This window comes from Vibrio navarrensis, assembly GCF_000764325.1.
GTDB classification, from domain to species: domain Bacteria; phylum Pseudomonadota; class Gammaproteobacteria; order Enterobacterales; family Vibrionaceae; genus Vibrio; species Vibrio navarrensis.
In genome coordinates this window covers 1-26,845 of record NZ_JMCG01000002.1, presented here as the reverse complement: position 1 = coordinate 26,845, position 26,845 = coordinate 1, and the positions used below count along the sequence as shown (strand labels likewise).

The 26,845-nt window shown below is 42.2% G+C and carries 17 protein-coding genes and 1 CRISPR repeat array; of the genes, 13 read left to right on the top strand and 4 right to left on the bottom strand.

Translation table 11 applies throughout. The annotated features are described in order from the left end of the window. Positions 1-413 precede the first annotated feature (413 nt). The 4 genes from tnpA to EA26_RS14510 all read left to right on the top strand — a co-directional run bounded on the left by tnpA (position 414) and on the right by EA26_RS14510 (position 4,500). On the top strand, positions 414-734 hold the full coding sequence (gene tnpA / locus EA26_RS14525) for an IS66 family insertion sequence element accessory protein TnpA (protein ID WP_039429332.1): 321 nt from the start codon (positions 414-416) through the stop codon (positions 732-734). Further along, entirely contained in the window at positions 731-1,084 is a 354-nt protein-coding gene (gene tnpB, locus EA26_RS14520) for an IS66 family insertion sequence element accessory protein TnpB (RefSeq protein ID WP_039423669.1), read from the top strand. The genes tnpA and tnpB overlap by 4 nt, the downstream gene beginning before the upstream one ends. Positions 1,085-1,143: 59 nt before the next feature. Then, positions 1,144-2,676, top strand: coding sequence for an IS66 family transposase (gene tnpC, locus EA26_RS14515; RefSeq protein ID WP_039424673.1), 1,533 nt, complete (start codon positions 1,144-1,146; stop codon positions 2,674-2,676). Positions 2,677-3,702: 1,026 nt separating this feature from the next. Continuing rightward, on the top strand, positions 3,703-4,500 hold the full coding sequence (locus EA26_RS14510) for a hypothetical protein (protein WP_152593735.1): 798 nt from the start codon (positions 3,703-3,705) through the stop codon (positions 4,498-4,500). A 161-nt stretch (positions 4,501-4,661) separates the two neighbouring features. Here the strand turns inward: EA26_RS14510 and EA26_RS14505 are convergent, their stop codons facing one another. Continuing rightward, positions 4,662-4,952: a type II toxin-antitoxin system RelE family toxin gene (locus EA26_RS14505; protein WP_000221349.1), complete on the bottom strand. Its 291-nt coding sequence runs from the start codon at positions 4,950-4,952 to the stop codon at positions 4,662-4,664. Continuing rightward, entirely contained in the window at positions 4,942-5,190 is a 249-nt protein-coding gene (locus EA26_RS14500) for a type II toxin-antitoxin system Phd/YefM family antitoxin (RefSeq protein ID WP_000126952.1), read from the bottom strand. The genes EA26_RS14505 and EA26_RS14500 overlap by 11 nt, the downstream gene beginning before the upstream one ends. Before the next feature lie 211 nt (positions 5,191-5,401). Between EA26_RS14500 and EA26_RS14495 the strand changes: the two genes are divergently transcribed. Further along, positions 5,402-5,683, top strand: coding sequence for a hypothetical protein (locus EA26_RS14495; protein ID WP_039428564.1), 282 nt, complete (start codon positions 5,402-5,404; stop codon positions 5,681-5,683). Between the two features lie 1,091 nt (positions 5,684-6,774). Further along, positions 6,775-7,353: a DJ-1/PfpI family protein gene (locus EA26_RS14490; protein ID WP_039429326.1), complete on the top strand. Its 579-nt coding sequence runs from the start codon at positions 6,775-6,777 to the stop codon at positions 7,351-7,353. A gap of 126 nt (positions 7,354-7,479) precedes the next feature. Here EA26_RS14490 and EA26_RS14485 read toward each other — a convergent pair whose 3' ends face one another. Continuing rightward, positions 7,480-7,770 carry a type II toxin-antitoxin system RelE family toxin gene (locus tag EA26_RS14485; RefSeq protein ID WP_005377002.1) on the bottom strand — a complete coding sequence of 97 codons (291 nt, stop codon included), beginning with the start codon at positions 7,768-7,770 and terminating at the stop codon, positions 7,480-7,482. Further along, positions 7,760-8,008 carry a type II toxin-antitoxin system Phd/YefM family antitoxin gene (locus tag EA26_RS14480; protein ID WP_039429296.1) on the bottom strand — a complete coding sequence of 83 codons (249 nt, stop codon included), beginning with the start codon at positions 8,006-8,008 and terminating at the stop codon, positions 7,760-7,762. Before EA26_RS14480 ends, EA26_RS14485 begins: the two co-directional genes overlap by 11 nt. Positions 8,009-12,484: 4,476 nt before the next feature. Between EA26_RS14480 and EA26_RS14460 the strand changes: the two genes are divergently transcribed. The 7 genes from EA26_RS14460 to EA26_RS14430 all read left to right on the top strand — a co-directional run bounded on the left by EA26_RS14460 (position 12,485) and on the right by EA26_RS14430 (position 23,422). Beyond that, complete coding sequence (locus EA26_RS14460; protein WP_005526706.1) at positions 12,485-12,706, top strand: VF530 family protein; 222 nt, start codon at positions 12,485-12,487, stop codon at positions 12,704-12,706. A 279-nt stretch (positions 12,707-12,985) separates the two neighbouring features. After that, positions 12,986-14,813: direct repeats of the CRISPR family, unit length 28 nt; unit sequence GTTCACTGCCGCACAGGCAGCTTAGAAA. 3,106 nt (positions 14,814-17,919) lie between these two features. Further along, positions 17,920-18,285: a hypothetical protein gene (locus tag EA26_RS14455; protein WP_039428613.1), complete on the top strand. Its 366-nt coding sequence runs from the start codon at positions 17,920-17,922 to the stop codon at positions 18,283-18,285. Positions 18,286-19,827: 1,542 nt separating this feature from the next. Further along, positions 19,828-20,283 (top strand): GNAT family N-acetyltransferase, encoded by a 456-nt coding sequence (locus EA26_RS14450; protein ID WP_200877698.1) that lies wholly within the window; start codon positions 19,828-19,830, stop codon positions 20,281-20,283. A 611-nt stretch (positions 20,284-20,894) separates the two neighbouring features. Beyond that, on the top strand, positions 20,895-21,368 hold the full coding sequence (locus EA26_RS14445) for a GNAT family N-acetyltransferase (protein ID WP_039428546.1): 474 nt from the start codon (positions 20,895-20,897) through the stop codon (positions 21,366-21,368). 153 nt (positions 21,369-21,521) lie between these two features. Next, on the top strand, positions 21,522-21,881 hold the full coding sequence (locus EA26_RS21685; RefSeq protein WP_032471909.1) for a hypothetical protein: 360 nt from the start codon (positions 21,522-21,524) through the stop codon (positions 21,879-21,881). A 614-nt stretch (positions 21,882-22,495) separates the two neighbouring features. Next, complete coding sequence (locus tag EA26_RS14435; RefSeq protein ID WP_039426510.1) at positions 22,496-22,810, top strand: DUF4144 domain-containing protein; 315 nt, start codon at positions 22,496-22,498, stop codon at positions 22,808-22,810. Between the two features lie 159 nt (positions 22,811-22,969). Then, entirely contained in the window at positions 22,970-23,422 is a 453-nt protein-coding gene (locus EA26_RS14430) for a hypothetical protein (RefSeq protein WP_039429287.1), read from the top strand. Positions 23,423-26,845: the final 3,423 nt, after the last annotated feature.

Genomic DNA, 26,845 nt, shown 5'->3' with positions numbered 1-26,845 from the left:
CTTAAAACAAATAAAATCAACTGGTTGTGGTCTTTTCTTTCTGCCCTTGACCATTCGTTCAGGTTTTTCGGCAAATCAGCATTGTTTGCCAATGCGAGTTTTGAGCGCTTGCCTCAATTGAGTTTTGGGGTTGCGCGAGGTTAGCCAGTTTGGCGCAAAGTCGCTTTGGAAGTTTTGTGTTCGCACTGAGTTTTCCGAAAATGATTTATTAAAATTTTCGGGTTTTCAAATTGCATGAAATTCCACATAGTTTGAGCCAATTTGGGTTTTAAAACCTAAGTGGTTTGCCGGTTTCCTAAATCGAGTAAATCTCAGGCTTGGTAAATCTAAGGTGTAAGCGCATCATAAACCCCGCATTCTAATCGTCTAGCCCGAATAATAAGATCAAACCTCCAACCCAAAGGAGATTTGAAATGGCCAAACGACGCACTAACCAAGAATGGCGAACCCTGTTCGAACACTATGAATCCAGCCAGTTATCACAACGATTATTCTGTGAACGTAACGGACTGAGTCTCTCCACTTTTTACGCTAAGCGCCAACAGTTAAAGCACTGCGAAAAACCGAACACGGTTGGCTTTGTTAAAACAGAAGTCGTTGAAAAGACCACAAAGTATCAAGCCACTCACGTTGCCGTTGCCAATATGATCCTGCTCGTCAATGATGTTGAACTGAGCATCCCACAAGGCACGCCAGCGACCTATCTCGCAGAGCTTATCGGTGCGCTGTCATGAAACGTATGCTCAGTGCTCCCGAAATCTATCTCTATCGCGAAAGCGTCGATTTTAGAAAGTCCATCAACGGCCTCGCGGCGATTATCGAAAGTGACACCGACTTACCCTTGGGCAGTGGTGCGCTGTTCCTATTCACCAACAAACAGCGCGATAAAGTCAAAGTGTTGTACTGGGATAAAACAGGCTTCGCTCTTTGGTACAAGCGCCTCGAAAAAGCCAAGTACAAGTGGCCTTCCAAAGAGCAAAATGAGGTGTTTACCCTAACTCAATTCGAGCTTGATAGACTGCTTTCTGGCTTCACGATTATCGGCCATAAACCCATTGAAATAAACGATTTTACAATGACTTAAGCGATAATAAAGTCTTATCCACCAAGCGTTAACGTCATGATTTTAGTATAATCAACGCCATGAAAAAGACGCTAAATATCAACCCAGAAAGCCAAGATGTTGCCGAGCTACAAGCGATGGTGAAAGTGCTGATGTCGGAGAAAAATGAGTGGCAACAAGAGCGTCAATCCCTACTTGAACAGCTCAAGCTTGCCTTCGACCGTCAGTTCGCTAAACGCTCAGAGGCGTTAAAGCCTTACAATGAATCCCAAGGTGACCTCTTCAACGAAGCGGAGTGTGAAGCTGCTAAGGAAGAAGAGGTTGATGTTGTCACAACGACCACCACAATGAAGAAACGCGGCAAACGTCAGCCCCTGCCAAAGAGCTTGCCTCGTGAGGTTATCGAACTTGATTTAGACGACGATGAAAAGCAGTGCACTTGCTGCCAACATCACCTGCATAAAATCGGTGAAGACCGTAGCGAGAAACTTGAGTTCACGCCAGCGGTACTCAAAGTGTTGGAATATGTTCGTCCTAAATATGCTTGCCGCCAATGCGAGCAAACTCAGGACAACAGCCGCATCGTTCAAAAGCCAGCGCCGCAAAGTATTATCCCTAAAAGCTTCGCTACAGAAAGCTTGTTGGCCAATATCATCCTCGGCAAATACCAATACGCGATGCCACTTTATCGACAAGAGTCGTTGTTTACCCAGTCGGGTATCGAACTCTCGCGCACCACCATGGCAAGGTGGATTATCCAAGTCAGTGAGAAGTTCGCTCCACTTTATGCGGCCTTGAAAGCGCACCTACTTGAGCAAATGGTGATTCAGGCGGATGAAACGCCGCTCAATGTCCTCAAAGAAGATAAACAGTGTTACATGTGGCTCTACTGCTCGGGCGCGGACTCGCCAGATGCCGCACTGCCCAATGTAAAAAATATCGTCTTGTATGACTATCAAAACAGTCGCGCGAGGTCGTGCCCTGTTGCCTTCTTGGGCGACTATGATGGGTATCTGCAAACCGATGGCTATGGTGTTTATGATGGGCTTCATCGAGTCACCAATGTCGGTTGCTTTGCGCATGCTCGGCGCAAGTTCATGGACGCGAAAAAGCTTCAAGGCAAAGGTAAGTCAGGCAAAGCGGATAAAGCGCTGGCCAAAATCCAGAAACTCTATGGGATAGAATCCCGCTTAAAAGGTGCCAGTGCCGAAAAACGGAAAGCAGAGCGCCAAGAGCATGCTAAGCCGATACTGGATGAGCTTTATGAATGGATGACAACTCAGAAAGTGCTTGAGTCTAGCCCGCTGGGTAAAGCGATAAAATACACGCTCGGTCAGTGGCCGAAGCTCATTCGCTATATCGATGACGGTCACTTATCGATAGACAATAACCGTGCTGAACGCGCAATAAAACCGCTGGTTATTGGGAGAAAGAACTGGCTCTTCTCGACCAATCCCAATGGAGCGGAAGCGAGCGCGATGCTTTACAGTATCGTCGAGACAGCGAAAGCCAACGGCCTTATCCTTTACGACTACATAGTCAAGTGCATGCAGGAGTTAGCGAAAGCAGAACCAGATATCGATGCACTCCTGCCTTGGAACTTCAAACACTAACAATATCGCCCCGTGGGTTCATGGGGCGGATACAGTTGTCATGCGGTAACTTTTGTATTGCGTGCCTGCGCCCCTTAACGCGGCGTTAGCTTAAAACATTAAAAATCAGTTGTTTGTGGTTTTTTCTTTCTTCCTTTGACAATTCGTTCAGGTTTTCGGCAAATCAGCATTGTTTGCCAACGCAAGTCTTGAGAAGTTGCCTCAATTGAATTTTGGGATTGCGCGAGGTCAGTAGGTTTGCCGCAAAGTCGCTTTGGAAGTTTTGCTTTCGCTTTGAGTTTCCCGAAAGTGATTTATCAAAATTTTCGGGTTTTTAAATCGCATGAAATGCCACAAAGTTTGAGTCATTTCGGGTATTAAAACTCTGGTTGTTTGTTAGGAACCCAAATCAGGTTAATCTCAGGCTTGGTAAATCTAAGGTGCTGAAATTTAAGCTAACAAACTGCTTAAGCGGGATTCGCAATGCGTGGCATTTTCAGCATGCGGTGAGTTTTGTGATTAAGGCGGTGTGCGGTAGCTTTCGTAGTGCATTGCTCACCCCTTAGCAGGGCGTTAGCTTAAAACAATTAAAATCAATTGTTTGCTGCTTGTTCTTTCTTCCATTGGCAGTTCGTTTTGGTTTCTCGGCAAATTAGCATTGTTTGCCAACGCGAGTTTTGAGCTGTTGCCTCAATTGAGCTTTGGGATTGCGCGAGGTTAGCAAATTTGGTGCAAAGTCGCTTTGGAAGTTTTGCTTTCGCTTTGAGGAGTTTTCCGAAAATGAGTTCTCAAAATTTACTGGTTTTCAATGCGCATTAAAGGCCACAAAGTTTGAGCCTATTCGGGTTTTAAAACTCAGGTGGTTTGCCAGTTTTCCAAATCGGGTTAGTCTCAGTTTTGGTAAACCTAAGGTGCTGAAATTTAAGCTAACAAACTGCTTAAGAGGGATTCGCAATGCGTGGCATTTTCAGCATGCATTGGGTTTTCGTGATTAAGGCGGTGTGCGGTAGCTTTCGTAGTGCATTGCTCACCCCTTAGCAGGGCGTTATGTTTATAGAAATTCTTAGTTCCCATGGAGTAATTATGAGAGTGTATATTTTGTTTTTTTATTTGGTGATTATGTTTGGGTGTAAATCTACCAACTCGGAAATTTATGAAACTATACCTAACAGTGGGATTTCATCACATGAAAAGTTTAGTTTTGACCATTTGCTGAATGACTATTTGGCTATGAATGCAATCACAGATGAAAGAGTTCATTGGTATATAAATTCTTATTCAGTTTTAAGGAAGGAGTTTGAGTCTAGAAAAGAATCAGGCTTTGAATTTGATGACTTTATTAATAAAGTAAAAGATGATATTAAACATAAGGTTAAAGTAAATAGTTATAGCACGTTTTATGATGTTAAATTATATGAGTACGATAAGGAAGAAAAGTACTTCAATTTGGTTGCGCAGGATGGAATTGGTACTATTGAAACATATTGGAATAATTATTCAGGCTCATCTAATCCTAATACTCCTGGTTGGTTTAAAATTATAGTTCGTGCTGATATGCGTGGATGGGTTTTTGATGCTACACCAGAACAAGCAATGGAAATTATAGAAAATAATAAAAATAGAGTTTTAAATGGATTTGTTACGTATCAAGTAGACAAATGTATATCGACTCAAGATTCAGGAGAAGCTAAAAAGATGAAAGTTCCTCTTGGTCATGAATATGCACATGCTATTTTTTGTGATGTAACAGTGACGGGTGTTAAATTTTTTAACACGAATAAAATTTATGATCATAGTGTGCCATATGCAGAAGCAAAATTTGTAAGTAAGTATGCTGGCAAATAAACATAACAAACGGTTCAAGAGGGACAACCAACGCGTGGCATTTTTATTATGCGTTGGTTTTTGTGATTACGGTGTTATGCGGAAAGTTGGTAGTAGCGTTGGTTGCCCCTTAACCGGGCGTTATACCTTGCCGAAAAAAGAGGCATTAATTGGTACATTAATCAGTCATCTAATCGTTTCATTGCGCTACGGTAAACATCACTTCGCTCTCGTTTTCCAACTGCTAAGACTGTTACCACGATAACGTCATCTTTTACTTGGTAAACAAGACGATAGCCAGACTGACGTAGTTTTATTTTATACATATTATCAGCGCCAGAGAGTTTTGATGCTGGTACATGTGGGTTTTCTAAGCGCTCAATGAGTTTCTTTTTAAATTGCTGTTGTAGTGTAGAGCCAAGTTTTTTCCATTCTTTTAAGGCGCTCTTTTTGAAATCAAGTTTATAGGTCATCGATGTTTACCGAAATGCTTTCTTCAGACTCTCGTTCTCTTGCAATAGCTAATAGTTCGAGATCATCGAGTCGATCCATCATCATTTCGTATGCTTTTGCTGGAACACAGTAAAAGGCTGGTTCGTTTCGGTTAAGTACAGCGACAGGCTCACCATATGCACTTGTTGCAACTTTCATAGGATTAGCTTTTAATTCAGTAATACTTGCAGCTACATCGGCTAAGATTCTAGCGGTCATTTATTGAGTCCTTTAAGTGGTCTTTATAAAGGTCATTCTAGCGCTATAAGAACGGTATAACAAGGCGTTCAAGAGGGACAGCCAACGCGTGGCATTTTTACTATGCGTTGGTTTTGGTGATTACGGCGTTATGCGGAAGCTTGGTAGTAGCGTTGGCTGCCCCTTAACGCGGCGTTAGCTATTATTTTATTCAGCAGTAAGGAAATTCAAGATGCCAAAATATCAATTTTTCTGTAAACCAAATTCAAATCGTGGTGAGTTTACTTATCTGAATATGGACTCAGAAACTTATCTTTTTGAAAAGAAAGAACTCTTGAGTTCGGGGCTTGAAGTAGACGGTGATACGATACAAGCTCCCACTCCAGAAGAAGCGATTGAGAAGTTCAAATTAAATTTCTGTCAGCCTTTAGAAGATTATGCAAATTCAAGTGCTTCAGGTGGGTTGGCGACATTCATTTTTGAATCATTCAAATCAATTACTGAGAAAAAATAGCTAACAAACTGCTTAAGAGGGATTCGCAATGCGTGGCATTTTCAGCATGCGGTGGGTTTTGTGATTAAGTTGGTGTGCGGTAGCTTTCGCAGTGCATTGCTCACCCCTTAGCAGGGCGTTAGCTTAAAACAAATAAAATCAATTGGTTGTGGTCTTTTCTTTCTTCCCTTGGCAATTCGCTCAGATTCTTCGGCAAATCAGCATTGTTTGCCAACGCAAGTTTTGAGTAGTTGCCTCAATGGAGTTTTGGAATTGCGCGAGGTTAGTCTCTTTGGCGCAAAGTCGCTTTGGCAGTTCAGTTTTCGCTTTGAGTTTTCCGAAAGTTATTTCTCAAAATTTACTGGTTTCAAAGCAAGTGAACGGTTACAAAGCAAGTGAACGGTTACAAAGCTTGAGTCATTCCGGGTTTTAAAGCTCAAGTGGTTTACCAGTTTTCTAAATCAAGTTAATCTCAGGTTTGATCAATCTAAGGTGCTGAAATTTAAGCTAACAAACTGCTTAAGCGGGATTCGCAATGCTTGGCATTTTCAGCATGCGGTGAGTTTTGTGATTAAGGCGGTGTGCGGTAGTGTTTGTAGTGCATTGCTCACCCCTTAGCAGGGCGTTAGCTTAAAACATTAAAAATCAGTTGTTTGTGGTTTTTTCTTTCTTCCTTTGGCAATTCGTTCAGGTTTATCGGCAAATCAGTATTGTTTGCCAACGCGATTTTCGAGTTGTTGCCTCAATTGAATTTTGGGACTGCGCGAGGTTAGCCAGTTTGCCGCAAAGTCGCTTTGGAAGTTTTGCTTTCGCTTTGAGTTTCCCGAAAGTGATCTATCAAAATTTTCGGGTTTTCAAATCGCATGAAAGGCAACAAAGTTTGAGTCAATGCAGGTTTCAAAACTCAAGTGGTTTTCCGGCTTTTCAAATCAGGTTAATCTTAGGCTTGGTAAATCTAAGATGCTGAAATTTAAGCTAACAAACTGCTTAAGCGGGATTCGCAGTGCGTGGCATTTTCAGCATGCGGTGGGTTTTGTGATTAAGGCGGCGTGCGGTAGCTTTAGCAGTGCATTGCTCACCCCTTAGCAGGGCGTTATGTGCAAGGAGGCAAAATGAACATTGGGATTTATATTTACGATGAAGCCGAGGTTCTCGACTTCTCAGGGCCTTTCGAAGTTTTCAGCACAGCTAGACGGTTAGGTGTTGAAAACTGGAATGTATTTTTAGTTTCAGAAAAGTTGGAGCCAGTGAAAGCCAGAGGTGGTTTTACTGTTTTACCCGATTATTCGTTTCAGAATCATCCTCAAATTGACCTTTTAATCGTTGTTGGCGGTGTCCATACGAACGAAATGAATAAGACAAATGTGCTGCACTGGATTGTGTCAGTGGACAAGCACGCTAAGCATATTGCATCAGTTTGTACCGGCGCATTCCTATTAGCTAATGCGGGCTTGCTGAAAGGACTTTCTGTTATCACCCATTGGGAGGACACTCAAGAGTTGAGACAACGGTTTTCTGATTTAGTCGTTGTGGAAGAGCAGCGTTGGGTAACAACCGGCAAGTACACGACGTCGGGCGGCATATCAGCGGGCATTGATATGAGCTTATTCTTAGTATCGAAGTTTCATAGTCAAAGTCATGCGGAGTTGGTTGCTCGTCAAATGGAGTACAACTGGCAAAAATGCACATAACAAAGCGTTTAAGAGGGATTCGTGCCGCGTGGCATTTTTGGTATGCGGTGGTTTTTGGTAGTGAAAGTGGTTTGCGGTAAGTTGGTTTATGCGGCACTCACCCCTTAACGCGGCGTTATACCGCAATCAATCATCTAACCTTTTCATAGCTTTACGGTAAACGTCGCTACGTTCGCGTTTTCCGACTGCTAAGACGGTTACAATGATGACATCGTCTTCAACTTTGTAGACAAGACGGTAGCCCGATTGACGCAGCTTAATTTTATACATATTGTCAGCTCCAGAGAGCTTTGAAGCCGGAACATGCGGGTTATCTAAGCGCTCGATTAACTTTTTCTTAAATTGTTGTTGCAGCGTTGAGCCAAGCTTTTTCCACTCTTTGAGTGCGCTCTTTTTAAAGTCGAGTTTATAGGTCATCAATGTTTACCGAAATGCTCTCTTCAAATTCACGCTCTTTTGCAATAGCTAGTAGTTCAAGATCTTCGAGTCTGTCCATCATCATTTCGTACGCTTCGGCAGGTACGCAATAAAATGCTGGCTCATTTCGGTTCAATACAGCAACAGGTTCACCGTAAGCACTAGTTGCAACTTTCATAGGATTAGCTTTCAACTCAGTAATGCTTGCAGCAACATCAGCTAAAATTCTAGTGGTCATATAATCGGTCTCTTAAGTGGTCTTTATGTTGGTTATTTTAACTTCAACCAAGCGGTATAACAAGGCGTTTAAGAGGGATTCATGCCGCGTGGCATTTTTGGTATGCGGTGAGTTTTGTGGTGAAAGTGGTCTGCGGAACGTTGGTTTAGGCGGCACTCACCCCTTAACGCGGCGTTAGCTTAAAACACATAAAATCAATTGTTTGCTGCTTCTTCTTTTTTCCATCGGCAACTCGCTCAGGTTTTTCGGCAAATCAGCATTGTTTATCAATGTGAGTTTTGAGCTATTGCCTCAATGGAGTTTTAGGATTGCGCGAGGTTAGTCAGTTTGGCGCAAAGTCGCTTTGGCAGTTTTGCTTTCGCTTTGAGTATTCCGAAAATGAGTTCTCAAAATTTACTGATTTTCAAAGCACATGAGCGACCACAAAGTTTGAGTCATTTCGGGTTTTAAAGCCCAGGTGGTTTGTCGGTTTCTTAAATCGGGTTAGCCTCAGGCTTGGTAAATCTGAGGTGCTGAAATTTAAGCTAACAAACTGCTTAAGCGGGATTCGCAATGCGTGGCATTTTTGGCATGCGTTGGGTTTTCGTGATTAAGGTGGTGTGCGGTAGCTTTTGCAGTGCATTGCTCACCCCTTAGCAGGGCGTTAGCTTAAAACATTGAAAATCAATTGGTTGTGGTCTTTTCTTTCTTCCCTTGGCCATTCGTTCAGATTTTTCGGCAAATCAACATTGTTTGTCAACGTGAGTTTCGAGCAGTTGCCTCAGTTGAGTTTTGGGATTGCGCGAGGTTAGCAAATTTGGCTCAAAGTCGCTTTGGCAATTTTGCTTTCGCTTTGAGTTCTCCGAAGATGAATTTTCAAAATTTGCTGGTTTCAAAGCAAATGAACGGTTACAAAGTTTGAGTCATTCCGGGTTTTAAAGCTCAAGTGGTTTGCCAGTTTTCTAAATCAAGTTAATCTCAGGTTTGATCAATCTAAGATGCTGAAATTTAAGCTAACAAACTGCTTAAGAGGGATTCGCAATGCGTGGCATTTTCAGCATGCGGTGGGTTTCGTGATTAAGTCGGTGTGCGGTAGCTTTAGCAGTGCATTGCTCACCCCTTAGCAGGGCGTTAGCTTAAAACAAATAAAATCAACTGGTTGTGGTCTATTCTTTTTTCCTTTGGTCATTCGTTCAGTTTTCTCGGCAAATCGGCATTGTTTTCCAACGCGAGTTTTGAGCAGTTGCCTCAATTGAGTTTTGGGATTGCTCGAGGTTAGCCAGATTGTCGCAAAGTCGCTTTGGAAGTTTTGCTTTCGCTTTGAGTTTTCTGAAAGTGTGTGCTCAAAATTTACAGGTTTCAAAGCGAACGAACGGCCACAAAGTTCGAATCGATTCGGGTTTTAAAACTCAAGTGGTTTGCCGGTTTCCTAAATCGAGTTAATCTCAGGTTTGGTAAATCTAAGGCGTTGAAATTTAAGCTAACAAACTGCTTAAGCGGGATTCGCAATGCGTGGCATTTTTGGCATGCGGTGAGTTTTGTGATTAAGGCGGTGTGCGGTAGCTTTTGCAGTGCATTGCTCACCCCTTAGCAGGGCGTTAGCTTAAAACAATTAAAATCAATTGGTTGTGGTCTTTTCTTTCTTCCTTTGGCCATTCGTTCAGGTTTCTCGGCAAATCAGCATTGGTTGTCAAAGCGAGTTTTGGGTTGTTGCCTCAATTGAATTTTGGGATTGCACGAGGTTAGCCAATTTGATGCAAAGTTGCTTTGGCAGGTTTAGCTTTCGCTTTGAGTTTTGCGAAAACGTGTTTTCAAAACTTACTGGTTTTTAAAGCAAATGAACGGCCACAAAGTTTGAGCCATTTCGGGTTTTAAAACTCAGGTGGTTTGTTGCTTTTCCAAATTGGGTTAGTCCCGGGTTTGGTCAATCTAAGGTGCTGAAATTTAAGCTAACAAACTGCTTAAGCGGGATTCGCAATGCGTGGCATTTTTAGCATGCGGTGGGTTTTGTGATTAGGTTGGTGTGCTGTAACTTTTGTAGTGCATTGCTCACCCCTTAGCAGGGCGTTAGCTTAAAGCAATAAAAATCAATTGGTTGTGGCTTTTTCTTTCTTCCTTTAGCTATTCGTTCAGGTTTTTCGGCAAATCAGCATTGTATATGAACGTGAGTTTTGAGCTGTTGCCTCAATTGAGTTTTTAGGTTGCACGAGGTCAGTCAGTTTGGCGCAAAGTCGCTTTGGAAGTTTTGCTTTCGCTTTGAGTTTTGCAAACATGTGTTATCAAAATTGATTGGTTTTCAAAGCAAATGAACAGTCACAAAGTTTGAATTAATTCGGGTTTTAAAACTCAGTTAGTTTGCCAGTTTTCCAAATCGGTTTAATCTCAGGTTTGGTTAATCTAAGGTGCTGAAATTTAAGCTAACAAACTGCTTAAGAGGGATTCGCAATGCGTGGCATTTTCAGCATGCATTGGGTTTTCGTGATTAAGGCGGTGTGCGGTAGCTTTCGTAGTGCATTGCTCACCCCTTAGCAGGGCGTTATGTTTAATCACCAAAAATCAGTGGGTTATGGTTTTTCTTTGTTCCCTCGGCTGATTGGTTTTGTATTTGTCGGCAAGTTGGCTTCAGCGGGCGCTGTTTTCCGGACACTTGTTCTTTGGTGCTGGAAATTCAGTGAATTGCCTCAATCAATTTTTTGCCAAGCGCGAGGTTAGTGCTGCTGGCTCAATCAGTATTTTGATCACAGGTTTTTGTGCTTGAATTGCCAAAATTCGAAGTCTGTTTTTCAAATATATGAGTCGTTTCAGTTTTTCAGGTCTTGGCTTTTGTTTGTGAATCAAAGCTGAGTTAATCTTGGTTTGGGTTAAACGTAAGTCATTGAAGCTTAAACATAACAAACGGTTCAAGAGGGACAGCCAACGCGTGGCATTTTTACTGTGCGTTGGTTTTTGTGGTTACGGTGTTATGCGGAAGCTTGGGAATGGCGTTGGCTGCCCCTTAACCGGGCGTTAGCTTAAAATAATGAAAATCAATTGTTTGCAGCCTGTTTTTCTTCCCTTGGCAGTTCGTTCAGGTTATTTCGGCAAATCAGCATTGTTTGCCAACGTGAATTTTGAGTTGTTGTCTCAATTGGGTTTTGGGGCTACACGAGGTTAGCCAGTTTGGCGCAAAGTCGCTTTGGAAGTTTTGCGTTCGCTCTGAGTTTTCCGAAAATGATTTATCAAAAATTTCGGGTTTTCAAACTTAAGTGGTTTGCCAGTTTCCTAAATCAGGTTAATCTCAGGTTTGGTAAATCTAAGACGTTGAAATTTAAGCTAACAAACTGCTTAAGAGGGATTCGCAATGCGTGGCATTTTCAGTATGCGGTGGGTTTTGTGATTAAGGCGGTGTGCGGTAGCATTCGTAGCGCATTGCTCACCCCTTAGCAGGGCGTTAGCTTAAAACAAATAAAATCAATTGGTTGTGGTTTTGCATTTCTTCCTTTGGCCATTCGTTCAGGTTTTTCGGCAAATCAGTATTGTTTGCCCAATTCGAGTTTTAAGCAGTTGCCTCAATTGAGCTTTGATGTTGCGCGAGGTTAGCCGGTTTGCTGCAAAGTTGCTTTGGCAATTTTGCTTTCGCTTTGAGTTTTCCGAAAGTGATTTATCAAAATTTACAGGTTTCAAAGTAAACGAATGGCCACAAAGTTTGAGTCAATGCGGGTTTCAAAACTCAAGTGGTTTTCCGGCTTTTCAAATCAGGTTAATCTTAGGTTTGGTAAATCTAAGGTGTTGAAATTTAAGCTAACAAACTGCTTAAGTGGGATTCGCAATGCGTGGCATTTTCAGCATGCGGTGAGTTTCGTGATTAAGTCGGTTTGCGGTAGCTTTTGCAGTGCATTGCTCACCCCTTAGCAGGGCGTTATGTTTAATTATTTAAAGTCAGTGGTTTATGTTTTTTTGCTCCCTCGGTTTGTTAGTTTCGAGTTTGTCGGCAAGTTAGCTCCACTGGGCGCTGTTTTCTGGACATCCATTCTTGGGCGCTAAAAATTCTGAGAGTTGCCTCAATCAAATTTCGGGTAAGCACGAGGTTAGGGCGGCTGGCTCAATCGGAAATTTGGTCTTAGGCTTTTGAGTTTGACTGCTAAGTTCAAAGTCTGATTTTCAAAATTATGAGTCGTTCCGGTTTTTTAGGTTTTGGCTTTTGTTTGTGAGTCAGAGCCGAGTTAATCTTGGTTTTGGTAAAACGTAAGCCCTTGAACCTTAAACATAACAAAGCGTTCAAGAGGGATTCATGCCGCGTGGCATTTTCGGTTTGCAGTGAGTTTTGGTGGTGAAAGTGGTCTGCGGAAAGTTGGTTTATGCGGCATTCACCCCTTAACGCGGCGTTATGCAAATATTCAAATCTGCCCATTTCTCAGTGCTTATGTCTTAGGCTGTGGATGTAAATAAATTGGCTAACTGGTTTCAGAATTCTGGTAAACTGCGTCCAAACTAAGCGGTATTATTAGGACCAAAATAATGAGCCAAGAGCAGCAAAATAATCCTTTACATGGTTTAACCTTAGAGAAAATTCTCGTTCGTTTACAAGAGCACTACGGTTGGGAAGGGTTAGACAGAGAAATTAAAATTAACTGTTTTTACAGCAATCCATCAATCAAATCTTCTCTTAAGTTTTTGCGTCGTACGCAGTGGGCGAGAGACAAGGTTGAGGCTTTGTATATAGATACATTTTGCCGTTAAGAACATTTGCATAACAAGGCGTTCAAGAGGGACTTGGCACGCGTGGCATTTTTGGTTTGCGTTGGTTTTAGTGGTTAAGTTGTCATGCGGTTACTTTTGTATTGCGTGCCTGCGCCCCTTAACGCGGCGTTAACTGGCAATAAAATTACCCATCTTTTTTCGTTGGATTTTAAGTTATTGATTTATATTAATAATAAATCGAGTGAAAAATAAAAGGTTATTTTGAGAAATTTGATGTAATTACTTTTATTAACAATAGGTTACTGATAAAGTTTCATAGTTCACTGCCGCACAGGCAGCTTAGAAAAAGAAGTTAAAACGGTCCAGACCGGACAACTGGTTCACTGCCGCACAGGCAGCTTAGAAATTGGGTGATCAGCACTGAATGATCATCATGCCGTTCACTGCCGCACAGGCAGCTTAGAAATTGGTTCTTGCTCGATACAAGCCGTCCGCTTAGTTCACTGCCGCACAGGCAGCTTAGAAAATCGATGGCGACCCGTACAAGATGATTTCTCTGTTCACTGCCGCACAGGCAGCTTAGAAAATCAGGAATGCAAGAAATCATGGGCGCGTTGTGTTCACTGCCGCACAGGCAGCTTAGAAAAGTATGACGGCACCGCTGAACGTTACGTGAAAGTTCACTGCCGCACAGGCAGCTTAGAAATGAATAACCGTTAGCTGGCGCGCAAGCGTATAGTTCACTGCCGCACAGGCAGCTTAGAAATGAATAACCGTTAGCTGGCGCGCAAGCGTATAGTTCACTGCCGCACAGGCAGCTTAGAAATGCTACGGAAACGTAGCGGGAATGTGCGAACGTTCACTGCCGCACAGGCAGCTTAGAAATGACTTATCATCAGCGAGTTTGCATTAAGCTCGTTCACTGCCGCACAGGCAGCTTAGAAAAACCACAACGAGAGCCCCACTGCAAAGCATTAGTTCACTGCCGCACAGGCAGCTTAGAAAGTTTCTGTCATCCGGCACGCGGCCATCGGTTCGTTCACTGCCGCACAGGCAGCTTAGAAATTTTTCTGCCAATCTCTCAGCGGAAACCTTGATGTTCACTGCCGCACAGGCAGCTTAGAAAGTTACAGCGTTTCGCGCTGCGACCAATCAAATGTTCACTGCCGCACAGGCAGCTTAGAAAATCAAGCCTACCCGCCTCATCCTGCCTAACTTGTTCACTGCCGCACAGGCAGCTTAGAAATAATAAGAAATAAAAACGCTAAGGTTTTTTGGGTTCACTGCCGCACAGGCAGCTTAGAAATGAAAAGCCTTGTGCCAATGAACGCTTGCATTGTTCACTGCCGCACAGGCAGCTTAGAAATCTTGCCGCTATTCGTGATTTTTATTTTTAACGTTCACTGCCGCACAGGCAGCTTAGAAAACTTCGCGCATCTTTTCGTCAGTGTCGCACATGTTCACTGCCGCACAGGCAGCTTAGAAATATCAGCCATGCGCCTTGGCATGGATGCAAAAGTTCACTGCCGCACAGGCAGCTTAGAAATCATCAGCAATCGCACGAGCTTTTTTACCGCCGTTCACTGCCGCACAGGCAGCTTAGAAACTAACCCGTGCTATTGAAGCCGCCAAGTTGTAGTTCACTGCCGCACAGGCAGCTTAGAAATGGGGGTGTGTGAAAGGACATAGCACACGCCAGTTCACTGCCGCACAGGCAGCTTAGAAAGATTTAAGCGTGTGTTTGATGTAGGTCCAGTTGTTCACTGCCGCACAGGCAGCTTAGAAATGAATATTTCAAGACTAAGCATGAAATGTACTGTTCACTGCCGCACAGGCAGCTTAGAAAACTCTTTATCAGGCGCTTCGGGAGTGTCTGCCGTTCACTGCCGCACAGGCAGCTTAGAAAAAAGGTGGTCGCGGCGCTTTAGCTGGCGCTATGTTCACTGCCGCACAGGCAGCTTAGAAATTAACCCGCAGCGGCTCATTTACCGCTTGTCTGTTCACTGCCGCACAGGCAGCTTAGAAAAAGTCCCATTTTGACACCAGCGGTATAAGCTCGTTCACTGCCGCACAGGCAGCTTAGAAAAATACTTCCAGCTCTAAACTTTGTCATGAATGGTTCACTGCCGCACAGGCAGCTTAAAAATATTGGTACTTTTGGCATTTGGGATCGGCCAGTTAACAAAGCGTTTAAGAGGGATTCGCAACGCGCGGCATTTTCGTTATGCATTGATTTTATTAGTTTTTAGTGCAATGCGGTAAGTTAGTCGTTGCGTTGCTCACCCCTTAACGCGGCGTTATGCTTTATTGAGCCTCAGCAAAATCAATATATAAATTTTAATGGGAAAACTTAGTCTGATTTAGAAGTTTTCCTATTCTAATTTATTGATATTATGAGTTTATTGTTCTTTTTTGTGGCGATTGAAAGTTGAACGATGCTTATGCGTTTTTGTCCGGCTCAGCTCTGATAGATTGTGTTCGTAAAAGGTTCAATTATCGCTGAAAGGTCTCTTCCTTTGGTGTTGTTGACCCATTGATTCCGCAGGCTAATTCGCTTCAATTTATTTGGGATCTTATTTGCACCAATGATTGCTGAAAGTAGGCAAGTTTATCATTTTGAGTTAAAGTGGCTGCAAGCGATAGTCATTGTAAAAATTCAATGTAATCAATGAGTAATAAAGCATAACAAACACTTCAAGAGGGACTTCCAACGCGCAGCATTTTCATTATGCGTTGATTTTGGTGGTTTCAGTGTTGTGCAGAAACTTGGTAGTCGCGTTGTCAGCCCCTTAAGTGGGCGTTAGCTTAAAACAAATAAAATCAACTGGTTGTGGTCTTTTCTTTCTGCCCTTGACCATTCGTTCAGGTTTTTCGGCAAATCAGCATTGTTTGCCAATGCGAGTTTTGAGCGCTTGCCTCAATTGAGTTTTGGGGTTGCGCGAGGTTAGCCAGTTTGGCGCAAAGTCGCTTTGGAAGTTTTGTGTTCGCACTGAGTTTTCCGAAAATGATTTATTAAAATTTTCGGGTTTTCAAATTGCATGAAATTCCACATAGTTTGAGCCAATTTGGGTTTTAAAACCTAAGTGGTTTGCCGGTTTCCTAAATCGAGTAAATCTCAGGCTTGGTAAATCTAAGGTGCTGAAATTTAAGCTAACAAACTGCTTAAGAGGGATTCGCAATGCGTGGCATTTTTAGCATGCGGTGAGTTTCGTGATTGAGGCGGTGTGCGGTAGCTTTGGCAGTGCATTGCTCACCCCTTAGCAGGGCGTTAGCTTAAAACACGTAAAATCAAATGGTTGTGGTTTTTTCTTTCTTCCCTTGGCCATTCGTTCAGGTTTTTCGGTAAATCAGCATTGTTTATCAATGCGAGTTTTGAGTAGTTGCCTCAATTGAGTTTTGGGACTGCACGAGGTTAGCAAGTTTGCCGCAAAGTCGCTTTGGAAGTTTTGCTTTCGCTTTGAGTTTTCCGAAAGTGATTTATCAAAATTTACTGGTTTCCAAGCAAATGAACGGTCACAAAGTTTGAGTTGTTTCGGGTTTCAAAGTTTAGGCGGTTTGCTAGTTTTCCAAATCGAGTTAATCTCAGGTTTGGTCAATCTAACGTGCTGAAATTTAAGCTAACAAACTGCTTAAGAGGGATTCGCAATGCGTGGCATTTTCAGCATGCGATGAGTTTTGTGATTAAGTTGGTGTGCGGTCGCTTTTGCAGTGCATTGCTCACCCCTTAGCAGGGCGTTAGCTTAAAACAATGAAAATCAATTGATTACAGCCTGTTTTTTCTTCCCTTGGCAGCTCGTTCCGGTTTCTCGGCAAATCAGCATTGTTTGCCAACGCGAGTTTTGAGCAGTTGCCTCAATTGAATTTTGGGATTGCGCGAGGTCAGTAGGTTTGCCGTAAAGTCGCTTTGGAAGTTTTGCTTTCGCTTTGAGTTTCCCGAAAGTGATTTATCAAAATTTTCGGGTTTTTAAATCGCATGAAATGCCACAAAGTTTGAGTCATTTCGGGTATTAAAACTCTGGCTGTTTGTTAGGAACCCAAATCAGGTTAATCTCAGGCTTGGTAAATCTAAGGTGCTGAAATTTAAGCTAACAAACTGCTTAAGCGGGATTCGCAATGCGTGGCATTTTCAGCATGCGTTGGGTTTTGTGATTAAGGCGGTGTGCGGTAGCTTTCGTAGTGCATTGCTCACCCCTTAGCAGGGCGTTAGCTTAAAACATTAAAAATCAGTTGTTTGTGTTTTTTTCTTTCTTCCCTTGGTAATTCGTTCAGGTTTACTCGGCAAATCAGCATTGTTTTCCAACGCGAGTTTTAAGCTGTTGCCTCAATTGAATTTTGGGATTGCGCGAGGTCAGTAAGCTTGGTGCAAAGTCGCGTTGGAAGTTTAGTTTTCGCTTTGATTTATCCGAACATGTACCATGAAAAATCGTTGGTTTCACCAAAAACGACTAGCTACAAAGTTTGAGTCATTCCGGGTTTTAAAGCTCAAGTGGTTTGCCAGTTTTCTAAATCAAGTTAATCTCAGGTTTGATCAATCTAAGGTGCTGAAATTTAAGCTAACAAACTGCTTAAGAGGGATTCGCAATGCGTGGCATTTTCAGCATGCGGTGGGTTTTGTGATTAAGTCGGCGTGCGGTAGCTTTTGCAGTGCATTGCTCACCCCTTAGCAGGGCGTTAGCTTAAAACAAATAAAATCAATTGGTTGTGGTCTTTTTTCTTCCTTTGGCCACTCGTTCAGGTTTCTCGGCAAATCAGCATTGTTTGCCAATGCAAGTTTTGAGCTGTTGCCTCAATTGAGTTTTGGGGTTGCGCGAGGTTAGCCAGTTTGGCGCAAAGTCGCTTTGGAAGTTTTGCGTTCGCTCTGAGTTTTCCGAAAGGTGACATATCAAAATTTCGGGTTTTCAAATCGCATGAAATGCCACAAAGTTTGAGTCAATTCGGATTTCAAAACTCAAGGCGGTTTGTTGGTTTCTCAAATCGGGTTAATCTCAGGTTTGGCAAATCTAAGATGCTGAAATTTAAGCTAACAAACTGCTTAAGAGGGATTCGCAATGCGTGGCATTTTTAGCATGCGTTGGGTTTTCGTGATTAAGGCGGTGTGCGGTAGCCTTTGCAGTGCATTGCTCACCCCTTAGCAGGGCGTTATGTGCCTAATCCTGTATACGTGACTTAGGCTGTGAAATTCCAAATATCTTATGAAATTGGTTGTCTTTAGTAATAGTCTCAAGGTAATCAATTTTCAAGGATATAAAATCATGTTGGAACGCATAGAAAAAATACTGGATCTCAATGACATTGCTTATGAAAGCGGTGAAAGCACGATGTATGTAAAACTTGGCGGTCTGAGTTCAAAGGTAAAAATTAGGTATGATTATGCGGACAACACCTACAAATTTAGTTGTGGTGAGTTGAGAATGTTCATATCCAGTATCATCTTCTTTTGTCTGGCATTCAACACACTCATTCAAGCTAATCTCGGGTTATGGAATGGATATGCAGCAGGCTTAATGTTTGCTATAGCTATTGGAAATCTGTTTTCCGTGATAGTTACAAATATACAAATGTTAGATTTACGAACTCAACTCCGTCAGGAAGGCGTGTACTTGAAACCAGGCACATAACAAGGCGTTAAAGAGGGATTCATGCCGCGTGGCATTTTTGGTATGCGGTGATTTTTGGTGGTGAAAGTGGTCTGCTGAAGGTTGGTTTGTGCGGCATTCACCCCTTAACGCAGCGTTAGCTTAAAACAAATCAAATCAATTGGTTGTGGTCTGTTTTTTCTTCCTTTGGCCATTCGTTCAGGTTTTTCGGTAAATCTGTATTGTTTGCCCAATTCGAGTTTTAAGCAGTTGCCTCAATTGAGCTTTGAGATTGCGCGAGGTTAGCCAGTTTGCTGCAAAGTCGCTTTGGAAGTTTTGTGTTCGCTTTGAGTTTTTCGAAAGTGAGTTTTCAAAAATTTCGGGTTTTCAAATCGCATGAAAGACCACAAAGTTTGAGCCTATTCGGGTTTTAAAACTCAGGTGGTTTGCCAGTTTTCCAAATCGGGTTAATCTCAGGTTTGGTTAATCTAAGGTGCTGAAATTTAAGCTAACAAACTGCTTAAGAGGGATTCGCAATGCGTGGCATTTTTAGCATGCGGTGGGTTTTGTGATTAGGTTGGTGTGCTGTAACTTTTGTAGTGCATTGCTCACCCCTTAGCAGGGCGTTAGCTTAAAATATTAAAAATCAGTTGTTTGTGGCTTTTTCTTTCTTCCTCTGGCAATTCGTTCAGGTTTATCGGCAAATCAGTATTGTTTGCCAACGCGATTTTCGAGTTGTTGCCTCAATTGAATTTTGGGATTGCTCGAGGTGAGTAAGTTCGGCGCAAAGTCGCTTTGAAAGTTTTGCTTTCGCTATGAGTTTTCCGAAATTGATTTATAAAAATTTTCGGGTTTTCAAATCGCATGAAATGCCACAAAGTTTGAGTCAATTCGGGTTTTCAAACTCAAGCGTTTTGTTGGTTTCCCAAATCAGGTTAATCTCAACTTTAGCAAATCTAAGGTGCTGAAATTTAAGCTAACAAACTGCTTAAGAGGGATTCGCAATGCGTGGCATTTTCAGCATGCGGTGAGTTTTGTGATTAAGGCGGTGTGCGGTGGCTTTGGCAGTGTATTGCTCACCCCTTAGCAGGGCGTTATGTTTAATCACGCAAAATCAGTTGGTTGTATCTTTTCTTTGTTCCCTCGGATGATTGGTTTTGTGTTTGTCGGCAAGTTGACTTCAGCGGGCGCTGTTTTCTGGACACTTATTCTTTGGCGCTGGAAATTCAGAGAATTGCCTCATTCAATTTTCGAGTAAGCGCGAGGTTAGGGCGGCTGGCGCAATCAGTATTTTGAACACAGGTTTTGGGGCTTGAATTGCCGAAATACAAAGTCTGTTTTTCAAATCTATGAGTCGTTTCCGTTTTTTAGGTCTTGGCTTTTGTTTGTGAATCAAAGCTGAGTTAATCTTGGTTTTGGTAAAACGTAAGTCATTGAAGCTTAAACATAACAAACGGTTCAAGAGGGACAGCCAACGCGTGGCATTTTTATTATGCGTTGTTTTTTGTGGTTACGGTGTTATGCGGAAGCTTGGTTGTGGCGTTGGCTGCCCCTTAACCGGGCGTTATGCCTAAGGTGAAATTGATGATCAAGCAGCTTGATGTAAATGAAAAATTAGTGGTTGAACTGTCAGAGCGTTGCTTCGACGAACTTCGTCAAGTTTACAGGCCAACCGAGCTCGCAGTTAGCAATAAAAACAGTGCTAAAAGTGAGTGGAGTTGTTTTGGTTTCCATGTTGATCAGGCTTTAGTTGGAGTAGTTAAAGCTAAACAGGTTGGCTCAGAATTACAGCTTAGCTCGTTAGCAGTTACACCAAGTTTTCGCCAAAAAGGTGTAGCCAGAAAGCTCGTTGATTTCGTTGTTACACAGTTTAAGCGTATTAACTCAGTCTCGGTTTGGTGTGTTGAGCAAACAGGTAATGTCGCTGTTTTTAAGGCACTAGGCTTTAATGTGGTTCAACGTTTTGATTCAGACTTTTTCATACTTTCCGATGGTTCAAAAGCGGTAGAGGTTCACTTAAAACAAAAAGTAACGGCATAACAAAGCGTTTAAGAGGGACTTGGCACGCGTGGCATTTTCAATTTGCGTTGGGTTTAGTGGTTAAGGTGTTATGCGGTCACTTTTGTATTGCGTGCCTGCGCCCCTTAACGCGGCGTTAGCTTAAAACAATGAAAATCAATTGGTTGTGGCTTTTTCTTTCTTCCTTTAGCAATTCGTTCAGGTTTTTCGGCAAATCAGCATTGTATATGAACGTGAGTTTTGAGCTGTTGCCTCAATTGAGTTTTTAGGTTGCACGAGGTCAGTCAGTTTGGCGCAAAGTCGCTTTGGAAGTTTTGCTTTCGCTTTGAGTTTTCCGAAAATGAGTTCTCAAAATTTACTGGTTTTGTAAAGCAAATGAACGGCCACAAAGTTTGAGTCATTTCGGGTTTTAAAGCTCAGGTAGTTTGCCGGTTTCCTAAATCGGGTTAGTCTCAGGTTTGGTAAATCTAAGGCGTTGAAATTTAAGCTAACAAACTGCTTAAGAGGGATTCGCAATGCGTGGCATTTTCAGCATGCGTTGGGTTTTGTGATTAAGGCGGCGTGCGGCCGCTTTGGCAGTGCATTGCTCACCCCTTAGCAGGGCGTTAGGCGTCATTTGAGATCGAGGTAACATGTTAATTATTGAGAAATATAATAAAACTCGTGATGCTGAAGTTGAAAAATTACGAGTAAAACCCGAACAAGTTCAGTTCACAGTCGATAAGCTTGGTGAATTCATCTTATCTTTAAAAGAAGATGAACATCCTCATTTGATCATCGAAAATGATCAAGTTGTTGGTTTTTTCGTCTTAGATCTATCTTATTCTGACGCTTATAGTTTTAGTGATCCAAAAGCGCTAGGCGTTCGAGCTTTGCTGATTGATCATAATCATCAAGGTTTAGGTGTTGCGAGTAGAGCAATGAATTTGTTACCAAGCTATGTTGCTTCAACCTATCCCGAGTTTGAACGGTTACAATTGACGGTAAATTGCCGTAATAAAGCCGCGTACAATTGTTATCTTAAATGTGGTTTTGAAGACACCGGGAATTTGTATTTAGGTGGTCCAGCTGGTCCTCAACATATAATGCAGAGAACCGCCGCCTAACAAAGCATTTAAGAGGGACAGCCAACGCGTGGCATTTTTATTATGCGTTAGTTTTTGTGATTACGGTGTTATGCGGTGAGTTGGTAGTAGCGTTGTCTGCCCCTTAATGCGGCGTTAACTGATGCGAATATATTTAAGTGCGGGGATTTACTCTTGAATAAAATTGGTGTTCTAATCTACTGGTTATCTTGTATTTATATTTTTAGTCATCTATTTCTAATGAATAGTTGGCTTCAATTTTTTGATGCTTTTTCAATTATATGTACGTTTGTGCCAGCAATTTTCTCGTTACTTATCATTAAAGGGCGGACTTTAGTGATTAATTTTTCAATCTTTTTAAAAGTAATGTGGTTTAGCGCGGGATTAACAACGTTTTACGGAATAATTTTAACGCTGAGTAATTTAACTGTAGAGTATGAAGCATTGGCTGCAGGATTTAGTGTTGCGATTCTTCCAATCTTTTACGCATTTGGTGCTAGTCTGTTGCTATTGCCGTTGATTGTTCAAGATTGACAATCAGTTAACAAAGCATTTAAGAGGGACAGCCAACGCGTGGCATTTTTATTATGCGTTAGTTTTTGTGATTACGCTGTTATGCGGTGAGTTGGTAGTAGCGTTGGCTGCCCCTTAATGCGGCGTTAGCTTAAAACAATTAAAATCAATTGGTTGTGGTCTTTTCTTTCTTCCTTTGGCCATTCGCTCAGGTTTCTCGGCAAATCAGCATTGTTTGCCGGCGCAAGTTTTGAGCAGTTGCCTCAATGGAGTTTTAGGATTGCGCGAGGTTAGCAAGCTTGGCGCAAAGTCGCTTTGGAAGTTTTGCTTTCGCTTTGAGTTTGGCGAACATGTGTTGTCAAAAATTATTGGTTTTCAAATCACATGAAAGGCCACAAAGTTTGCGTCATTTCGGGTTTTAAAACTCAAGCGGTTTGTTGGTTTCCCAAATCGGGTTAATCTTAGCTTTGGTAAATCTAAGGTGCTGAAATTTAAGCTAACAAACTGCTTAAGAGGGATTCGCAATGCGTGGCATTTTCAGCATGCGGTGGGTTTTGTGATTAAGGCGGTGTGCGGTAGCATTCGTAGCGCATTGCTCACCCCTTAGCAGGGCGTTATGTTTATCGGAGAAGTTCATGGTCAATTGGCCTTGTATTCTGAAATTAGATGGTGACGATGAGCTTGTTTATTTGGGTTCTGAAGCTGATTTGAATTGCGAGTGTGTGGATTTGATTGTTGGTCCAAGCGATCGAGTCATTGACTCTGAAGGTTTTGTCTATTCAATTGTTTCAGATGGCTCAGCAGTTAACCTGATTGGAAACTCAATCCAGGTTTCAGCAGAGGAAGCGTCTAGATTGATTCAACGTCATGAGTTCTGTTTAGCGGAGGTCTGTTTGACAAAAATTCAGTTTGAAACAGTCGCTGATGGATTTAACTGTTTTAAATCTTAGGCTAAATAAACATAACAAAGCGTTCAAGAGGGACTTGGCACGCGTGGCATTTTCAATTTGCGTTGGGTTTAGTGGTTAAGTTGTCATGCGGTAACTTTTGTATTGCGTGCCTGCGCCCCTTAACGCGGCGTTATATTTTATTGAAGGACTTAGCTCTAAATGAAAAGTGTGAGTAAATATTGTATTCCGATTCTGCTAGGTTGTATGTGCTTTAGTACATTTGCTGAGACTACTAAAGAAGATTTTGAACAGTTTTTGGAACAAGAAGTTTCACTTAGTGCCCTAAAGATAGTTGGTTATAAGGCTGGAGATATGTGGGCAATGATGCTGCAAGCACATCGAGGTGAAATATCATTAAGTAAAACTGAGGCAGAGGTTCTATTGTCTAAACTGATTGGCCTACATATGTGTTTCCAAAAAATCTATGAAAAACATCCCTACGAGCCGGATGTTGAATCGGCTTATTTCCTGACGTTAGATGATTCGATTTTATTTCGGCAAGCGGGAAACAGTTTAGCGAAGATCATCGGTGAGGATGACTCTGCTGCTTTGAAACTAGTTCCTGATATTATCTGTAGTCAGTATCTGTCGCCTGATGAACTTAAAATATAACAAGGCGTTAAAGAGGGATTCATGCCGCGTGGCATTTTTAGTATGCAGTAAATTTTGGTGGTGAAAGTGGTTTGCAGAAAGTTGGTTTATGCGGCATTCACCCCTTAACGCAGCGTTAGCTTAAAACAAATAAAATCAATTGGTTGTGGTCTTTTTTCTTCCTTTGACCATTCGCTCAGGTTTTTCGGCAAATCAGCATTGTTTGCTAGTCCGAGTGTTAAGCAGTTGCCTCAATTGAGTTTTGGGCTTGCGCGATGTCTGCAAGTTTGGCGCAAAGTCGCTTTGTCAGTTTTGTTTTCGCTTTAAGTTTTGCGAACATGTGTTATCAAAATTTATTGGTTTTAAAGCAAATGAACGGTCACAAAGTTTGAGTCAATTCGGGTTTTAAAACTCAAGTGGTTTGTTGATTTCCCAAATCGGGTTAACCTCAATTTTGGTCAATCTAAGGTGTTGAAATTTAAGCTAACAAACTGCTTAAGAGGGATTCGCAATGCGTGGCATTTTCAGCATGCAGTGAGTTTTGTGATTAAAGTGGTGTGCGGTAGCTTTCGTAGTGCATTGCTCACCCCTTAGCAGGGCGTTATGTTTAATCACGCAAAATCAGTTATTTACACTCTTTTTTGTTCACTTAGCTTTCAAGTTTTCCCTTGTCGGCAAGCTAACTTCAGTGGTCGCTGTTTTCTGGACTCCTATTCGCGGGCGCGAAAAATTCAGAGAATTGCCTCATTGAAATCCAGTGTGTTGGCGAGGAGAGTGAAGTGTTCTCATTTCCAAAGTTAGAGTTCCAGTTTTCGGTTTTTCACGCTAAAACTTAATGTTAATAAAATCAAATTTATGAGTTAATTCAGTTTTTTAGCTTCTGGTTTTGGTTTTCAGCGGTAAGTCGAGTTAAGCTCTTGGTTTCGTAAACTTAACCCTTTGAGCCTTAAACATAACAAGGCGTTCAAGTGGGATTCATGCCGCGTGGCATTTTTAGTATGCGGTGAGTTTTGGTGGTGAAAGTGGTCTGCGGAAAGTTGGTTTATGCGGCATTCACCCCTTAACGCAGCGTTAGCTTAAAACAAATAAAATCAATTTGTTGTGGTCTTTTCTTTCTTCCCTTGGCAATTCGCTCAGGTTTTTCGGCAAATCAACATTGTTTGCCCATGCGAATTTTGAGCAGTTGCCTCAATTGAGCTTTGGAACTGCGCGAGGTTGGTCAGTTTGCCGCAAAGTCGCTTTGGCAGTTTTGCTTTCGCTTTGAGTTTTTCGAAAGTGAGTTGTCAAAATTTTCGGGTTCCCAAATCGCATGAAAGGCCACAAAGTTTGAGTCATTTCGGGTTTTAAAATGCAGGTGGTTTGTTGGTTTTCCAAATCGGGTTAATCTCAGTCTTGGAAAATCTAAGGTGCTGAAATTTAAGCTAACAAACTGCTTAAGAGGGATTCGCAATGCGTGGCATTTTCAGCATGCGGCGGGTTTTGTGATTAAGGTGATGTGCGGTAGCTTTAGCAGTGCATTGCTCACCCCTTAGCAGGGCGTTAGCTTAAAACAAATAAAATCAATTGGTTGCGGTCTATTCTTTCTTCCTTTGGCAATTCGTTTAGGTTTTCCGGCAAATCAGGCATTGTTTGCTCATGCGAGTTTTGAGCAGTTGCCTCAATTGAGTTTTGAGACTGCACGAGGTTAGCAAGTTTGGCGCAAAGTCGCTTTGGCAGTTTAGCTTTCGCTTTGAATTTTCCGAAAGTGATTTATCAAAATTTTCGGGTTTTTCAAATCGCATGAAAGGCCACAAAGTTTGAGCCAATTCGGGTTTCAAAGCTTAAGTGGTTTGTTGGTTTTCCAAATCGGTTTAATCTCAGGCTTGGTAAATCTAAGGTGCTGAAATTTAAGCTAACAAACTGCTTAAGCGGGATTCGCAATGCGTGGCATTTTCAGCATGCGGTGAGTTTCGTGATTAAAAGCGGTGTGCGGTAGCTTTTGCAGTGCATTGCTCACCCCTTAGCAGGGCGTTAGCTTAAAGCAATAAAAATCAATTGGTTGTGGCTTTTTCTTTCTTCCCTTGGTAATTCGTTCAGGTTTACTCGGCAAATCAGCATTGTTTTCCAACGCGAGTTTTGAGCTGTTGCCTCAACTGAATTTTGGGATTGCGCGAGGTGAGTAAATTTGGTGCAAAGTTGCTTTAGCAGTTCAGTTTTCGCTTTGAGTTTTTCGAAAATGTGTGGTCAAAATTTACTGATTTTCAAAGAGCACAAAATGCCACAAAGTTTGAGTCAATTCGGGTTTTAAAACTTAAGCAGTTTGCCGGCTTCCCAAATCGGTTTAATCTCAGGCTTGGTAAATCTAAGGTGCTGAAATTTAAGCTAACAAACTGCTTAAGCGGGATTCGCAATGCGTGGCATTTTTAGCATGCGGTGGGTTTCATGATTCAGGTGGTGTGCGGTAGCTTTTGTCGTGCATTGCTCACCCCTTAGCAGGGCGTTAGCTTAAAACAAATAAAATCAATTGTTTGCAGCCTGTTTTTTCTTCCTCTGGCCATTCGTTCAGGTTTCCTCGGCAAATCGGCATTGTTTGCCAATGCAAGTTTTGAGCAGTTGCCTCAATGAAGTTTTAGGATTGCTCAAGGTTAGCCAGCTTGGCGCAAAGTCGCTTTTGAAGTTTGGCGTTCGCTTTGAGTTTTCCGAAAATGATTTATCAAAATTTACTGGTTTTCAAAGCACATGAGCGGCCACAAAGTTTGAGTCATTTCGGGTTTTCAAAGCTTAAGTGGTTTGTTGGTTTTCCAAATCGGTTTAATCTCAATTTTGGTAAATCTAAGGTGCTGAAATTTAAGCTAACAAACTGCTTAAGCGGGATTCGCAATGCGTGGCATTTTCAGCATGCGGTGAGTTTCGTGATTAAGGGCGGTGTGCGGTAGCTTTCGTAGTGCATTGCTCACCCCTTAGCAGGGCGTTATGTTTAATCACGCAAAATCAGTTGGTTGCATCTTTTCTTTGCTCCATCGGCTTGTTGGTTTTTGTGTTTCTCGGCAATCTGGCTTCGTTTGGCGCTGTTTTCCGGACATCAATTCTTTGGCGCTGGAAATTCAGAGAATTGCCTCAATCAATTTTCGGGTAAGCGCGCGAGGTTGGTGCGCTTGGCTCAATCAGAAGTTTGGACCACCAAGTTTTTGGGGCTTGAATTGCCAAAATTCGAAGTCTGTTTTTCAAATCTATGAGTCATTTCAGTTTTGTTAGGTCTTGGCTTTTGTGTTGTGAGTCAACGCTGAGTTAATCTTGGTTTTGGTAAAACGTAAGCCCTTGAAGCTTAAACATAACAAACGGTTCAAGAGGGACAGCCAACGCGCAGGCATTTTTTATCATGCGTTGATTTTTTTGGTTACGGTGTTATGCGGAAGCTTGGTAATGGCGTTGGCTGCCCTTAACCGGGCGTTATGCTTAATCAAG